At 45.6% G+C, this 17,123-nt stretch carries 12 protein-coding genes; all 12 read left to right on the forward strand.

Features of this window, described 5'->3' with window-relative positions; translation table 11 throughout:
• Window positions 1-205: 205 nt before the first annotated feature.
• Window positions 206-2,668 carry an ABC transporter permease gene (locus V7Q33_RS18565; RefSeq protein ID WP_333820800.1) on the forward strand — a complete coding sequence of 821 codons (2,463 nt, stop codon included), beginning with the start codon at window positions 206-208 and terminating at the stop codon, window positions 2,666-2,668.
• A gap of 391 nt (window positions 2,669-3,059) precedes the next feature.
• A complete protein-coding gene (locus tag V7Q33_RS18570; protein ID WP_331978321.1) occupies window positions 3,060-3,947 on the forward strand; it encodes a branched-chain amino acid transaminase in 888 nt (295 codons plus the stop codon).
• 122 nt (window positions 3,948-4,069) lie between these two features.
• Complete coding sequence (gene ilvD / locus V7Q33_RS18575) at window positions 4,070-5,755, forward strand: dihydroxy-acid dehydratase (RefSeq protein ID WP_331978319.1); 1,686 nt, start codon at window positions 4,070-4,072, stop codon at window positions 5,753-5,755.
• Complete coding sequence (gene ilvB, locus V7Q33_RS18580) at window positions 5,730-7,484, forward strand: biosynthetic-type acetolactate synthase large subunit (protein ID WP_333820801.1); 1,755 nt, start codon at window positions 5,730-5,732, stop codon at window positions 7,482-7,484. The genes ilvD and ilvB overlap by 26 nt, the downstream gene beginning before the upstream one ends.
• Before the next feature lie 75 nt (window positions 7,485-7,559).
• The gene (locus V7Q33_RS18585; protein ID WP_333820802.1) at window positions 7,560-7,853 is read left to right on the forward strand and encodes a hypothetical protein; all 294 of its coding nucleotides are present in this window, start codon (window positions 7,560-7,562) and stop codon (window positions 7,851-7,853) included.
• 53 nt (window positions 7,854-7,906) lie between these two features.
• Window positions 7,907-8,977, forward strand: coding sequence for a ketol-acid reductoisomerase (gene ilvC, locus V7Q33_RS18590; RefSeq protein ID WP_331978313.1), 1,071 nt, complete (start codon window positions 7,907-7,909; stop codon window positions 8,975-8,977).
• A gap of 93 nt (window positions 8,978-9,070) precedes the next feature.
• Window positions 9,071-10,324, forward strand: a complete 1,254-nt coding sequence (gene ilvA, locus V7Q33_RS18595) for a threonine ammonia-lyase IlvA (RefSeq protein WP_331978311.1) — start codon at window positions 9,071-9,073, stop codon at window positions 10,322-10,324.
• A gap of 170 nt (window positions 10,325-10,494) precedes the next feature.
• A complete protein-coding gene (locus tag V7Q33_RS18600) occupies window positions 10,495-12,342 on the forward strand; it encodes an ATP-dependent DNA helicase (protein WP_333820803.1) in 1,848 nt (615 codons plus the stop codon).
• 268 nt (window positions 12,343-12,610) lie between these two features.
• A complete protein-coding gene (gene leuC / locus V7Q33_RS18605; protein ID WP_331978307.1) occupies window positions 12,611-14,017 on the forward strand; it encodes a 3-isopropylmalate dehydratase large subunit in 1,407 nt (468 codons plus the stop codon).
• Window positions 14,018-14,063: 46 nt separating this feature from the next.
• The gene (leuD, locus tag V7Q33_RS18610) at window positions 14,064-14,651 is read left to right on the forward strand and encodes a 3-isopropylmalate dehydratase small subunit (RefSeq protein ID WP_333820804.1); all 588 of its coding nucleotides are present in this window, start codon (window positions 14,064-14,066) and stop codon (window positions 14,649-14,651) included.
• An 86-nt stretch (window positions 14,652-14,737) separates the two neighbouring features.
• Window positions 14,738-15,838, forward strand: coding sequence for a 3-isopropylmalate dehydrogenase (gene leuB, locus V7Q33_RS18615; protein WP_331978303.1), 1,101 nt, complete (start codon window positions 14,738-14,740; stop codon window positions 15,836-15,838).
• Window positions 15,839-15,895: 57 nt separating this feature from the next.
• Window positions 15,896-17,056, forward strand: a complete 1,161-nt coding sequence (locus V7Q33_RS18620) for a 2-isopropylmalate synthase (RefSeq protein WP_331978301.1) — start codon at window positions 15,896-15,898, stop codon at window positions 17,054-17,056.
• Window positions 17,057-17,123: the final 67 nt, after the last annotated feature.

The raw sequence follows: 17,123 nt of genomic DNA on the forward strand, positions 1-17,123 counted from the left end.
TAACAGATAACAGCGCCTGTGCATTTAGTCTGTGGTTTCATGCTTCTGTGAGGCTTTTGCATTTTCGTTTATGGGGACATTTTTAAGTCCGGAATCGAACATTGCTCCCTGATACCGGACGGCCTCCTCATTCCAAAATCCCGTTTCTGAGTTAATTTCGCAGGTGGTATGACCTTTGTCTTACAGCCTTTCAAATTTTGCTGGTATGATCAAATACTATTTCCTGCTCTTTATCCGGAATATAAAACGTCAAAAGTTATTCTCATTCATTAACCTCGTTGGTCTCACCGCCGGTATTGTGAGCACGCTGCTGATATACCTGTATGTGCAGCATGAATTTAGCCATGATACCTTCCATGTAAACGCTCCGAACCTCTATCGCATCAACCAGACATTTATCTGGGGAGAGAAAGACGACAAGCAGTTTGCTTCGCTGGGTCCTGGTGTTGCCTATGCTATAAAAACCGATATACCCGAAGTAAAAGAAGTTACCCGCATCCATCCTCCCGGAAATTTTCTGGTAACATATACAGAAGGCAAGGACGGTATAAAATCGTTTGACGAAGGAAATATACTGGCTGTTGACTCCAACTTCTTCGATGTATTTACTTTTCCATTGGTGAAAGGTGATGCCAAAACAGCACTGAGAAAAACACACTCGCTGATATTGACAGAATCTACCGCGAAGAAATACTTTGGCAGCGAAGAACCCGTAGGTAAACTTATGCAGTTCGGACCGGATAGCTTGAAACAAACGGGTGAAGTAACAGCTATTGTAAAAGATGTTCCGGATAACTCCTATATCCAGTTTGATATACTGATTTCCATGAACAGCTTTCCGGCGGTGATGCGCTCGAATGACCTCTGGCTGTGGACTACCTTCGAAACTTTTGTGTTGCTCGATGAGCGTGCTTCCGCCACCGAGCTTCAGGCAAAACTGGCGACTTTGCCACGCAAGTATGCTGAAGGAACACTGCAACGCGTAATGAACCAATCGTTTGATGACTATATCAAAAGCGGAAAGGAATGGAATCTGTTTGTGCAACCCTTTACATCCATTCACCTGCATTCAACCAACGTTTATAACCGGTTGAATAATGTTGGTAATATCAATACAGTATATACCCTTATTGGTGTGGAAGTACTGATCATCCTGCTGTCGTGTATCAATTTTATGAATTTGTCTACTGCCCAGTATACGCGCAGAATTAAGGAATCAAGCTTGCGGAAAATCATGGGCTCTGATAAATTTCAATTGGCACTACATTTCTTTTCAGAGGCTTTCATGTTTTGTTGCTTCGCAGCATTGGTGGGCTTTGGATTGATGCAGATCATGCTGCCATTCTTCAATGTGCTTACGGGCAATGATCTTCATTTGAACCTGCTGCAAGATTTCAGCATACTCTGGATATTGCTGGCGCTGATCGTAGTGATGAGTTTACTCTCCGGAAGTTACCCGGCTATATTCCTCAGTAAATTTTCGCCCGTGGAGGCGATGAAAGGAAAAGTGCGTACCGGTAAACAAGGTAAAGCATTGCGCAACGGGCTGGTAACATTTCAGTTCATCATTTCGATGGTGCTGATCGTTTGTACGATTGTAGTGTTTCAGCAAATCAGGTACCTGGCACAAAAAGATATAGGCTTCAATCGCGAAAATCTGATGGTAGTTAACCGCGTAGAGTGGATCAACGACAAGGAAACTTTTATCAATGCACTTGAAAATATAAAAGGCGTACAAAAAGCATCGTGGTGCAGCGCTGTGCCACCCTATATCTACGATGGCGATCAGTTCAGTGCCGAAGGATCCGGAAAAATTACACCCATCAATTACCTCAAAGCCGATGAACAATTCACATCAACGCTTGGATTGGATCTCAAAGCAGGTCGGGTGTTCTCCAAAGATATACCGGGCGATAAAGATCGCGTTATCCTTAATGAAACAGCCGTGCGCGCTTTGGGATGGAATGCAGATGAGAGCGTGATCGGAAAGCGCATTGAATATCCGCGGCAAGGATTTTACGAAGTGGTCGGTGTAGTGCGCGACTTCAATTACTGGTCACTCAACCAACCGATACAACCCATGGCTATATTTCATATCAATAGCAACGTGTTTTCCGTTGGACAACAGTTTGCTGTGATGCGTTTCAAAGCAGAGGATGTAGAGTCCGTAAAATCATTGGTGGCTTCTGTAGAGAGCGATTGGAAACAGTTTGCCGGTAATAATCCTTTTCAATATGATTTTGTGGATGACTCATTCGATCGGAATTTCCAATCGGAAGAAAAGTTTGGTCATGCCCTTACCGTTTTTGCAGGCCTGGCAATACTGATAGCATGCTTTGGATTACTCGGTATGATTATCTATACGCTGGAGCAGCGCACCAAAGAAATTGGTATACGCAAAGTAGTGGGTGCTTCTGTTACCAGTATATGGATATTGATTGTGAAAGATTATACGTTGTTGATTGTTTCCGCGATTGTACTGAGTACGCCACTTTGTATCTGGGGACTTAACCATTGGCTGCAGGAGTTTCAGTATCGTGTGCCGATATCTGCGTGGCCATTTGTTATAGCAGGAGCCAGTATATTAGCAACCGCGTGGATCATTACCAGTTATCATGTTATTAAAGCAGCGCTTACCAACCCGGTAGCCGTTTTGAAGGACGAATGATGTTGCCAACACACTGTTTTGTGCCGCGGAAAGTGATGCCATGGGAAGGTATATTTTGCTCAGAGCGAACGCCTGTAAGCAGAAGCTAACATTCGTTTTTAGCGAAATTTTCAAATATTTTTCTCGTTTCGCTTGAACGATACGAGTTTATTTGTGACAATTGTACTCGCACAGAATTTTATGATGAAGAATCAAAGAATCACCGAACGCTTGTTAAACTCTACGGAGTTGAACAGCCTTACTGTGCTCATCATTATCGTGAACATCCTACTGGTCAAACCCGCCGGGGCGATAGTGATTTAACATTTTAAACAGAACATCACAGACCGCCCCGATAGCCTCGGGGCGGTTTTGTTTTATATAAGAAATTACAAACTAACAGTTGTAAATTATGTACTACACGAAAGACACGATCTTATTCCTGAATGGGAAATTCATAAAAGCGGTTGATGCACATACAGACCTGTACAGCCAGTCGCTACACTATGGGTTTGGTGCATTCGAAGGGATCCGTGCCTATCAGACGATGAATGGTGTAAAGATCTTCAAAGCTTACGAGCACTTCGAGCGTCTGAAAAAAAGTTGTGCCCTGGTAGGAATTCCTTTCCACTATGAAACAGAAGAGCTTGTACAGATCGCCTATCAATTGTTAGAGAAAAACGACATAGGCGATGCTTATATACGCCCCTTGGTATACTGTGGTCCCAACATGCAATTGACACACACCGATGAAGTATACCTGATGATGTGTACATGGGAGTGGGATAAATATCATGGAGACAAGCAACTGAAAATGTGCATCTCGTCCTACCAACGCCCCAACCCCAATTCACTCAAAATGGAGGCAAAAGTTACCGGTCATTATGTAAACTCCATCCTGGCAACAAGCGAAGCAAAAGTAAGAGGATATGATGAAGCCCTGATGCTCGACATGGAAGGCAACATCGCAGAAGCACCCGGTGCCAATTTCTTTATGGAAAAAGACGGTGTGCTCTATACTCCTTCACTTGGACATATACTTCCGGGTATAACCCGCCAAACGGTGATCAACATTTGCCGCGAGCTGGATATACCGGTAAAGGAAAAACAGATAAAAGTTGAAGAACTCGAAACCGCTGATAGCGCATTTCTATGCGGTACGGCAGCAGAGATCGTGGGCATTGAATCGATCGATGCTAAACCTTTCGGCAAGCCCTGGTACGATAGTCTTGGCGCTACCGTGCAGGAGGCTTACAAATGCCAGGTGCTCGAGAAATCATTTAGTTACGTAATCATCTAAACAACCAGATGTCCGTGGAAATGTGGAGTATCCTTCGGGATACTTCCATTATCTGCGACACGAATACTTGAAGTAAGAAAAAGCAGGGAAGAATTTTTTAAACGAATCATTAACCAAAAAACGTGAGTAAAGAACTGAATAAGTACAGCAAGACATTAACGCAAGATCCAACCTTGCCAGCTGCACAAGCTATGCTATACGGCATAGGCCTTACCGATGACGACATGCAGAAAGCGCAGGTAGGCATTGTGAGTACGGGCTACGATGGCAACACGTGTAACATGCACCTCAACGACCTGGCGCAGGATGTAAAAACAGCGGTGTGGGATAACGACCTGGTCGGGCTGATTTTCAACACCATTGGTGTAAGCGATGGTATGAGCAACGGCACAGAAGGCATGCGTTATTCGCTCGTAAGCCGTGAGATCATTGCTGATTCAATTGAAGCCGTATGCGGAGCACAATACTACGATGGATTGATCGCTGTAGTAGGCTGCGATAAAAATATGCCCGGTGCACTGATCGCGATGGGAAGATTAAATCGCCCCGCGATTATGGTATATGGCGGAACCATTGCCGGTGGTCACTGGAAAGGACAAGAGCTCAACATCATCTCGGCGTTTGAAGCGCTCGGGCAAAAGATGGCGGGTAATCTTTCGCCGGAAGATTTTAAAGGTATAGTAAAGAACTCCTGTCCGGGTGCCGGTGCGTGTGGTGGTATGTATACGGCTAACACCATGGCATCTGCTATTGAAGCGTTAGGCATGTCATTGCCATACTCTTCTTCCAATCCTGCATTGAGCGATGACAAGAGAACAGAATGTGTAGCAGCTGGTAAAGCGATCAGAAACCTGCTGGCGCTTGATCTCAAGCCACGCGACATCATGACGTTCAAAGCATTTGAAAATGCAATAACCGTGGTGATGGCACTTGGTGGTTCAACCAATGCCGTGCTTCACCTCATTGCCATGGCCAAATCGGTAAATGTGAAGATCACACAAGAAGATTTCCAGCGTATATCCGACAAAACTCCATTGATCGCTGACTTTAAGCCAAGCGGTAAATACCTGATGGATGCGCTTCATAAAATCGGAGGTGTGCCTGCCGTAATGAAATATCTGCTGGAGAAAGGATTCCTGCATGGTGATTGTATCACGGTAACCGGTAAAACTTTAGCCGAGAATGTAAAGGATGTTCCTTCCCTCGACTTTGCCAAGCAGGATGTTATATACCCGATCGAAAAACCGCTGAAGCCTACAGCACACTTGCAGATACTCTATGGTAATCTGGCAGAGAAAGGTTCTGTGGCAAAGATCACCGGTAAAGAAGGCGAGAAGTTCAAAGGCACCGCCCGCGTATTCAACGGAGAGTTCGAGTTGGTGAATGGTATACAAAGTGGTCGCGTGAAAGCGGGCGATGTAGTGGTGATCCGCTACGTAGGCCCGAAAGGTGCCCCCGGTATGCCGGAGATGTTAAAGCCAACGTCTGCTATTATGGGTGCGGGTCTTGGTAAATCCGTAGCCATGATTACTGATGGACGTTTCTCCGGAGGTTCACATGGATTTGTGATTGGTCACGTTACTCCCGAAGCCTTTGAAGGCGGTGTGATAGCCCTCGTAGAAGATGACGACCTGATCGAGATCGATGTGCAGAAACATACCATCAATCTGTTGGTAGATGATCAGACGATAGCCAAACGTAAAGCAGCCTGGAAGCAACCAGGACTGAATGCCAAGAATGGAATTTTATTGAAGTATGCCAAACAAGTAAAAACTGCTGCTGATGGATGCGTTACTGACGAAGACTAAACCTGCTGTTGAAAAGGAAACTCAACAGAAGAAAAAAATTTCCGGCTCGGAAGCATTGCTGAATTCCCTGGTTGCAGAAGGTGTCGATATAATTTTCGGATATCCGGGTGGCGCGATCATGCCGGTATACGATGCACTCTATAGCTATTCCGATAAACTGAACCATATATTGGTGCGCCACGAGCAAGGTGCTATTCATGCCGCGCAAGGTTTTGCACGTGTGTCGGGCAGAGCCGGTGTGGTGTTTGCAACGTCAGGGCCGGGCGCAACAAACCTGGTAACAGGTCTTGCCGATGCACTGATCGATTCAACACCACTGGTGTGTATTACCGGACAAGTATTTGCTCACCTGCTGGGAACCGATGCTTTCCAGGAAACGGATGTGATCAATACCACGCTACCGGTAACAAAATGGAATGTGCAGGTAGCAGAAGCAAAAGATATAGCGCCTGCCGTAGCAAAAGCTTTTTATATAGCGAAGACTGGCCGACCAGGTCCTGTGCTGATCGATATTACCAAGAATGCACAGAACGAAATGATCGATGAGGTCGAGTATAAAAAATGTGAAGGCATTCGCACCTATAAACCCAATCCGGTATTGCAGCCGGCACAGGTTGATAGAGCTGCGGAGCTGATCAACAGTGCAAAGCGCCCCTATATATTGGCAGGGCAAGGTATATTATTATCAGGTGCAACGAAGGAGTTGATTGCCTTCTCAGAGAAGACAGGTATACCAGTGGCTTGTACTCTGCTCGGGCTTGGAGCTTTCCCGACCGATCATCCTAACTATGTAGGGTATCTCGGCATGCACGGTAACTATGGCCCCAATGTAAACACCAATGAATGTGATGTGCTCATCGGCATCGGTATGCGCTTTGACGATCGCGTTACTGGTAACGTAAGTAAATATGCCAAACAGGCGAAGGTAGTACACATCGATATTGATAAAGCAGAGATCGACAAGATCATCAAGACTAATGCGTTCATACACGCTGATGCAAAAGAAGCATTGGAGGCATTGATCCAGAAATGCAATGCCGGTAAACATACCGAGTGGGTTGACAGTTTCCACAAGCTCAATGACATCGAGTATAACAAAGTCATTCACCGCGAATGCAATCCATCCGAGAAAATTACGATGGGTGAAGTGATCAGCAATCTCTCCAGCCTTTCCAAAGGCGAGGCGATTGTTGTAACCGATGTAGGGCAGCACCAAATGGTAACATCACGTTACTATAAATATAAAAATCCAAGAACCTGTGTTACTTCCGGTGGTGCCGGCACCATGGGATTTGCTTTACCAGCGGCACTCGGTGCAAAACTGGCTAAGCCCCAGAATCAGGTCATTGCTGTGATTGGTGACGGTGGTTATCAGATGACAGTACAAGAACTTGGTACCATCATGCAATACGAGATACCGGTAAAGATACTGGTGCTGAACAACAGCTTCCTCGGCATGGTGCGTCAGTGGCAGCAACTGTTCCACGGTAAGCGTTACTCGTTTACCGAGATGACAAACCCTGACTTCATCAAGCTGGCAGGTGCCTATAACATCAAGGCGCGTAAAGTAGAAGTCCGCGAAGATCTGCAAAGTGCATTGCAAGAGATGCTCGATTCTAAAACATCGTACTTCCTCGAAGTAGTAGTAGGCAAAGAAGACAACGTCTTCCCAATGGTGCCTGCTGGCGCGGGTGTAGCCGATGTACTTCTCGAAGCACCTCCCTGCTAACAGGTAACACACGCATGTATTTTCTCACACTCCCACACCACTAGTGGCTCATAGCCAGTACCTAGAAACTATTTTATGAAACAGGACTTCACATTAGAAATACATTCAGATAATAACTTTTCGGTATTGAACCGGATTGTAAATATTCTGAACCGGAGAAGAGTAAGAATAAAACGCCTTATCGCCCACGAAGCAGAAGATGATTTCCGCAGAGGTGTAGCGGTGCTGTTACTCTTTACCACCGAAGACATGATGGAAAAAGTAAAGCATCAGGTAGAAAAACTGATCGAAGTAGAGCACGCGGTATATTATGCCGGCAGTGATCTTTACTGCGAGCTGAGCGCCAAACACAACGCACAAGCTGTATAAATCCAGCAATCAACTACAAACAGAAAACACGTAAAAACTTAAACACAATAAAAATGGCAAAGATTAATTTCGGAGGAACCATAGAAGAAGTAGTAACGCGCGAAGAATTCCCGATGGAAAAAGCATTGGAAGTAATGAAGAATGAAACCATCGCGATCATCGGTTATGGCGTACAAGGTCCTGCACAGGCCCTTAACCTTCGTGACAATGGTTTTAAAGTGATCATCGGTCAACGTAAAGGATCCAAGACCTGGGACAAAGCGGTTGAACATGGTTGGGTTCCTGGCGAAACATTGTTTGAAATTGAAGAGGCTGCCAAAAGAGGCACCGTTATCCAGTTCCTGCTTTCAGATGCAGGTCAGATCGAGCTGTGGCCTACGATCAAGCCTTACATCACGAAAGGCAAGACACTATATTTCTCACACGGCTTTGGTATAACATTCAAAGACCAGACAAACATTATTCCTTCGGCAGATGTAGATGTAATTCTGGCTGCTCCTAAAGGATCAGGTACTTCTGTGCGCAGATTGTTCCTGCAAGGTAAAGGTATCAACGCCAGCTACGCTGTGTTCCAGGATGCAACCGGTAATGCAAAGACCAAAGCTATAGCATTGGGTATCGGTGTAGGTGCAGGTTATTTGTTCGAAACAGATTTCAGAAAAGAAGTATACTCTGACCTTACGGGCGAGCGTGGTACACTGATGGGTGCTATCGCAGGTATATTTGAAGCACAATATGAAGTGTTGCGTGCAAAAGGACATACTCCTTCCGAAGCGTTCAACGAAACGGTGGAAGAGTTAACACAATCATTGATGCCACTGGTGGCAGAAAACGGCATGGACTGGATGTATGCTAACTGCTCGACAACAGCTCAACGTGGTGCACTGGATTGGAAAAAGAAATTCAAAGCCGCTACGCTTCCCGTGTTCAAAGAATTGTATGAGAGCGTAGAATCAGGTGCTGAAGCAAAACGTACGATCGAAACTTGCAGCAAGCCTGATTATCGTGAGAAACTTGCCGAAGAGCTGAAAGAGCTTCGCGAAAGCGAACTGTGGCAGGCAGGTGCCGCTGTGCGCGCGCTCCGTCCGGAGAAGCAGCAGGTGGAAGCCAGCATGATAAACTAATTGTAAAGTAAACATCATTGATACCGGATGCCTTCTCTCTGACTTGAGAGAAGGCACAACCGGTACAGGCGTGATCGGAGCGTGGGAAATTCTATGTCATCTATAACACAAACAAATACCCTTAACATTAATGCAGCCGCGGATGTATTGAAGTCCGTTGTGTTGAAAACACCGCTGCAGTTCCATCGTAAACTCTCCGAAAAATTCAAAGCTGAGATTTATGTGAAGCGTGAAGACCTCCAGGTAGTGCGCTCCTATAAATTACGCGGTGCCTTCAACCTTATTCAAAGCCTTACGCAGGAGCAGCGCAACCGTGGGGTAGTGTGCGCCAGTGCCGGAAACCATGCACAAGGTGTAGCGTTTGCCTGCAAATATCTGGATATAAAAGGTGTGATCTATATGCCGGCTATTACGCCCAAGCAGAAGATTAACCAGGTAAAGATGTTTGGTGGCGAGAATATTGAAATCGTACTCACCGGCGATACTTTCGATGAATGCCAGGCGCACGCATTGGAGTATACCAAACAAAATAACATGGTATTTATACCTCCGTTCGACCACATTAAAGTGATTGAAGGGCAAGGTACCGTTGCCAAGGAAATTCTGGACGAGGTATCCGGTATAGACTATATCTTTGTGCCCATTGGTGGCGGAGGACTCTGTGCCGGTGTAGGCGAGTACTTTAAAACCTATTCTCCCCAAACAAAAATTATAGGTGTAGAACCTGCTGGTGCACCCTCCATGAAGGAAGCATTGAAAGCAGGCCAGCCTGTAAAGCTCGAAAAAATACAGCGCTTCGTAGACGGTGCCGCTGTGCAGCGTGTAGGCGATCTTACCTTCTCGCTGTGTAAGGACACACTTAGCGACATGCTGCTGGTTCCCGAAGGAAAAGTAAGCTCCACTATACTTCAGCTGTATAACCAGGATGCTATTGTAGCAGAGCCTGCGGGTGCACTGGCAATTGCTTCACTCGATCAATATGCCGAGCAGATCAAAGGCAAAAAAGTTGTTTGCATACTCAGCGGTGGTAATAACGATATAGACCGCATGCAGGAGATCAAGGAACGCTCGCTGCTATACGAAGGTCTCAAACATTATTTTATCGTGCGCTTCGCACAACGCCCGGGAGCCCTGAAAGAATTTGTGAACCAGATACTCGGTCCTACCGATGACATTGTTCGCTTCGAATTTATTCAGAAACACAACAAAGAAACAGGGCCGGCATTGATCGGTATAGAAGTAAAATCAACAGAAGATTTTAAGTCACTGATCGACCGCATGGACAGCCACAAACTCAATTATACACTCGTCAATCAGAACGAGAACCTGTTTGAATACCTGGTGTAAATTGGCTTCTGGCCGCTAGCTACCAGCTGCTGGAAGCATGGATGTAAGTTTACGGTGTGCATTTTATTCTGTGATCTTCTGTGAATTCTGTGGGAGATTTTTTTTGCGGGAGCTAATTTATTTTCTGTGCCTTTCTGTGAAATCTGTGGGAAAATATTTAGTTAGCTGCGATGAACCCGTTAGACAACAATGCGATCTTTACGTTAGCCGCCAATCTTGTTAATCAAACCGATCGCCATATATTCATCACCGGCAGAGCTGGCACCGGTAAAACAACGTTTCTCAAGTATATAAAAGAGCATTCCCCGAAGAAGAGTGTGGTTGTCGCACCTACCGGTATTGCTGCCATTAATTGTGGAGGCGTAACGATCCATTCATTTTTTCAATTACCGTTTACGCCTTTCATTCCCATTCCACAACGAAACACCGATAGCAATGCACTGTCAGATGCATACTCATTATTGCAAAATCTTCGCCTGCACCAGGATAAGCGTGAGCTGTTTGAAGAGATTGAGGTGTTGATCATCGATGAAATTTCTATGGTACGCTGCGATGTGCTGGATGCGATCGATACAGTACTTCGCCACATTCGCAAACGGCCACATACACCTTTCGGTGGAGTACAGATGATCTATATCGGTGATCTCTTTCAGCTACCACCCGTTGTGCAAGAGCAGGAGTGGAGTATACTTCGTAATTTCTACCGAACGCCTTTTTTCTTCCATGCAAAAATATTGGAACGTATAGCACCGTTGACGATCGAACTTCAGAAAATATACCGGCAACAAGACCCTGTGTTTATCGACCTGCTAAACCGCGTGCGCGACAATGTTACTACACAAGAAGATCTTACTTTGCTCAATAACAGTTATGGAAGAATCTTACAGCAGCAGCATGATGAGGCTATCATTACGCTTACATCGCACAATTATATAGCCGATCGCATCAATGCCGAAGAACTCGGAAAATTACCAGGCGAAGCATTTCAATTTACCGGCACCGTAGAAGGTGATTTCCCAATGAAATCATACCCGACTGAGAAAGACCTTTCGCTGAAAGAGGGCGCGCAGATCATGTTCATCAAAAATGATGTGCAGAAGGAGAGAAGATATTTTAATGGAAAGCTCGGTCGCATAGCCAGTATAGACCAGGAGCTTGGTCGCATAGCCGTGGAGTTTCCAGGCGAGAGCGAGCACTTTACATTGGAAAAGGAAATCTGGCGAAATATACGCTATGTATATAACCGTGCCGAGCAGCGCATTGAAGAAGAAGAGCTCGGGCAATTCAGTCAGTATCCCATTCGTTTGGCGTGGGCCATTACCATCCATAAAAGTCAGGGGCTTACGTTTAGCAAAGTGATGGTAGATGCAGCACAATCTTTTTCTCCGGGGCAAGTATATGTAGCGCTGAGCCGTTGCACTTCGCTGGAAGGCCTTGTATTGAAATCACCCATTACAACCAGAAGTATACAAACCGATGAACGTATCCTGGACTTTATGCAACAGCGTGCTTCAACCGATACCTTGCAGCATATATACCAGCAGGAAAAACACCAGTATTTATACAACACCGTGGCCAAGGCATTTACCTGGACAACGGTGATCAACCACGTTGAAATGGTAAGGCTGGTGCTGGAGAGTAAAGATATACCTATCCGCCAGGAAGCAGTAGAAGTGTTGCTATTGCTGGGTACCTGGCTCGAAGAGACTACAAAAGTGAGTCAGAATTTTCAGAAGCATTTATACGGCTGGATGCAGGAAGCGTCTGTCGCGGACGATTATGCGTATGTATACCAGCGCGTGAAAGATGCTGCTGCCTACTTTTCGAACAAGCTGAAAGAAGAAGTAATTGACCCCTTGGAACGACACATACAAGGGATGCAGAAGATGAAAAACGTGAGAAAGTATCGCAAGGAAGTGCAGCGCTTGTTACGCATAATATTGTTACAGCAAAAAGCGATGTTGCAGTCATGTGAGTTGCTGTCTGCGAGCGATTTGAAACAACCAATCACTCGTTAGTTTGCGTAAATATTTTTTAACAATTCGTTGATGTACGACTTAACTTTTTTCATCTTCGTGCATCAAGGCCCTCTGCTTGAAATGATTTTTTTTAAGTGATCAAATCATTCTGTGATGATGATCTGAGAGTAAAATATAGTAACCGTTATCGTCCCGTCTGAGCACCACTCAGACGGGACGTTTCGTTTTTTAAGGATCAGAACAAACTAACAGTTGTTCTAACCCAAATACTAAGTGAAGAGACTACAATTAGACTGAAAACAGAGACATGAGTCAACCGAGAACATTGTTCGACAAAATCTGGGATGCACACGTGGTAAAGAAGAGTGAAGGATACCCGGATGTTTTGTACATCGACCGTCACTTCATTCACGAAGTTACCAGCCCGCAGGCATTTGATGGATTGCGCAAACGCGGAATCAAATTATTCAACCCGGCACGTACCACCGCTACCCCCGATCACAACGTGCCCACGAAAGATCAGCACCTTCCCATCAAGGAAGCACTCTCCCGCCACCAGGTAGAAACGCTTAGAAAAAATACAGCCGAATTTGGTGTAACACTATACGACCTCGGACATCCCTACCAGGGCATCGTTCACATCATCGGCCCTGAGCTAGGATTAACATTGCCGGGCATGACCATTGTATGTGGTGATAGCCATACTTCTACACACGGCGCATTTGGAAGTATAGCATTCGGTATAGGTACCAGCGAAGTGGAGCAGGTATTGGCAACACAATGCATACTGCAGTATCGCCCCAAGACGATGCGCATTGAGATCAACGGCAAACTTGGCAAAGGTGTAGTATCAAAAGATATTATACTCTATATCATTTCGAAGATATCGGCCAGTGGTGCTACCGGCTATTTTGTAGAATATGCTGGTGATGCGATCCGTAGTCTTTCCATGGAAGCGCGCATGACGATCTGCAACATGAGCATCGAAATGGGTGCACGTGGCGGATTGATCGCTCCGGATGAAACTACTATCAACTACATCAAAGGCAGAAAATTCGCTCCGCAAGGCGCTGAGTTTGATAAGCTGGTGGAGAAATGGCGTGAGCTAAAAACAGACGATGGCGCAAAGTACGATCAGGTACTTACCTACGATGCCGCTGATATAGCACCGATGATTACCTACGGAACCAATCCGGGTATGGGTATTAAAGTAACAGATCGTATTCCAACTGTTGCAGAACTGAACGACATCAGCGAACAAACATCATTTACCAAATCACTCGAGTATATGGGCCTTGAACAAGGCTCTCAACTGCTTGGTAAATCTGTTGACTATGTATTTATAGGCAGCTGTACCAATGCGCGCATTGAAGATTTGAGACTGGTAGCTTCTATTGTAAAGGGCAAGAAGAAAGCTCCCGGTGTAGAAGTATGGGTAGTGCCGGGCTCCAAGCAGGTAGAAGAGCAGGCACGCAAAGAAGGTCTTCACAAAATATTTGAAGAAGCCGGCTTCGAACTTCGGGAACCCGGATGTTCAGCTTGTCTTGGTATGAATGAAGATAAAATACCGGCCGGTAAATATTGCATCAGTACATCGAACCGGAACTTTGAAGGAAGACAAGGTCCGAAGTCCAGAACATTTCTGGCGAGTCCGCTGAGCGCTGCCGCAGCAGCCATCACCGGTAAAGTAACAGACGTACGCGAACTGGTGTAATGTATAGTATACGGATAACAGTTAACGATTAACTGATAACGACCAAATGGCAAAAGAGAAATTTACAACCTTGAAAAGTCGCGCAGTACCGCTGGCGATTGAAAATATAGATACCGATCAGATTATACCTGCGCGTTTTTTGAAAGCCACTACACGCGATGGGTTTGGAGAAAATCTGTTTAGAGACTGGCGCTATAACAGCGACAATACACCCAAAGCAGATTTTGTTCTGAACGATAAAACGTATACCGGAAAAATTCTGGTAGCCGGTAAAAACTTTGGTTGTGGCAGCAGCCGCGAACACGCTGCATGGGCTATAGCCGACTATGGTTTTAAAGTAGTGATCTCGAGTTTCTTTGCAGATATATTCAAGAACAATGCCCTCAACAATGCAACGCTGCCGGTACAGGTATCGGATGCATTTCTGAAAAAAATCTTTGCTGCCATCGAGAAAGATCCGGCAACCGAAATCACTGTTGATCTTGAAAACCAGAAAGTATCGCTGGCCGATGGTTCATCCGAATCATTCGATATCAATGCTTACAAAAAAATATGCCTCACGAACGGCTACGATGACATAGACTATCTCCTCAGCCTTCGCGATGAGATCAAACAATTTGAGCTCGCGCATTAATTTTTAAAAAACACACACCAAACTCGCACTTCACACCTCCAGCAGCTTGCAGCTAGTAGCCAGCAGCTTTTTTAAAACAGATTGTAATGAAAAAGAAAATCGTAATACTCCCCGGAGACGGAATCGGAAAAGAAGTAACAGCCTGCGGTAAAAAAATACTGGAGCAGGTAGCAGAGTGCTTTGGTCATCAGTTCTCATTCGATTATGCAACGATCGGCCACGAAGCCATCGAAGCAACGGGCAATCCGCTGCCCGATGAATCGCTCGAAAAAATGAAGAACTCCGATGCTATACTCTTCGGAGCAGTGGGCCATCCTAAATATGATAACGATCCGTCAGCGAAAGTTCGCCCGGAGCAAGGACTTTTAAAGATGCGCAAAGAACTTGGTCTTTACGCCAACCTTCGCCCGATAAAACTTTTTGATGAGCTGCTCGCAGCGTCCAGCATTAAACCTGAGATACTGAAAGGTGCCGATATACTTTTCTTCCGTGAGCTTACAGGCGATGTATACTTTGGTGAGCGGGGTCGTAAAGAACAAGGCAATACAGCGTACGATACCATGATATATTCTCGCTATGAAGTAGAGCGTATAGCACACAAAGCTTTCAAAGCTGCTTTAACACGTAACAAGAAAGTTACTTCAGTAGATAAGGCAAATGTATTAGAGAGCTCACGCCTGTGGAGAGAAGTAGTACAGGAAGTGGCCAAACAATATCCCGATGTAGCGGTAGATCACATGTTTGTAGATGCTGCTGCCATGAAGCTCATACAGAATCCACGGAGTTTTGATGTGGTGGTTACCGGGAATCTTTTCGGAGATATACTTACCGATGAAGCTTCGCAGATAGCAGGCTCCATGGGTATGCTGGCATCAGCTTCTGTAGGGGATACTGTAGGTTTATATGAACCAATCCACGGAAGTGCGCACGATATTACCGGTAAAGGTGTAGCCAACCCGCTGGCATCTATACTTTCGGCAGCATTGCTGCTGGATATTTCTTTTGGATTGAAAGAGGAATCCGAAACCGTCATCAAAGCGGTAGAACAAACGTTGAAAGATGGATACAGAACACGCGATATAGCGGATGCATCTACACCTCACGAAAAAATTCTGGGAACAGAAGTGATGGGTAATGTAGTCTGCAACAACGCCCGCATGCTGGTGAACTGCCAGGTAGCGGTATAAAACCGACAACGAACCCAAACCAGTAAGTATAAAAAACTAATAACGGATAACGAAACCATGAGCAGAAAAATTGAAATCTTCGACACTACGCTCCGCGATGGCGAGCAGGTGCCCGGCTGTCAATTGTCAACCGATGAAAAGGTCGTGATTGCACGGGAGCTCGAGCTACTCGGCGTAGACGTTATTGAAGCCGGTTTCCCGATATCCAGTCCCGGTGATTTTCTTTCGGTAGTAGAGCTTTCCAAAGCTGTCAACGTAGGTGTATGTGCACTGACGCGCTCCAAGAAAGAAGATATAGATGTAGCCGGAGAAGCGCTGCATCACGCCAAGCGTGGACGCATTCATACCGGTATCGGTTCGTCAGACATTCACATCAAGCATAAGTTCAATACTACACGCGAGAAAGTGCTGGAGCAGGCAGTATGGGCGGTTGGCTATGCTAAATCAAAAGGTGTTGAAGTAGAGTTCTTCGCAGAAGATGCAGGTCGTGCTGATCTCGCTTTCCTCGCACAAATGGTAGAAGCCGTGATCGGTGCCGGTGCTGATGTAGTAAATATACCGGACACAACAGGTTACTGTCTGCCGCACATGTATGGCAAGCGCATTCAGTATCTGTTTGAGAACGTTAAGAATATAGATAAAGCTACTATATCTGTACACTGCCACAACGATCTCGGCCTGGCAACAGCCAATACCATTGCAGGATTGATTGCCGGTGCAGGACAAGCTGAAGTTACCATCAACGGTATCGGTGAGCGTGCAGGCAATACTTCATTGGAAGAAGTCGCCATGATTATCAAGACACACAAAGATCTTGATTTGTATACCAACCTGAAGTCAGAGCGATTGTATGGCATCAGCACCCTGGTATCAGACATGATGCGCATGCCTGTGCAGCCTAACAAAGCCATCGTGGGTGCTAATGCGTTTGCACACTCTTCGGGCATTCACCAGGACGGCTTCCTGAAGAATGCGGAAAACTATGAGATCATCAACCCATCGGATGTAGGTGTACCAACGTCATCTATACTGTTAACAGCCCGCAGCGGACGTGCAGCGTTGAAACACAGACTGGAATTGCTCGGCTATCAGCCTAGTAAAACAGAGCTCGATCAGTTGTATGAAAACTTCCTGATCGTTGCCGATGAGAAAAAGAGTGTAAACGATGAAGACCTCGTAACCATCGTAGCCAATACACCACTCCTCGTTCAGAAATAAGAGCAAACCAAACCAAATCGTTTATACCAGGGAAGCGTCATTGAGAGGTGATGCTTCCTTTTTTTGT

This window comes from Ohtaekwangia sp., assembly GCF_036786105.1.
In the GTDB taxonomy this organism is placed as follows: domain Bacteria; phylum Bacteroidota; class Bacteroidia; order Cytophagales; family Cyclobacteriaceae; genus Ohtaekwangia.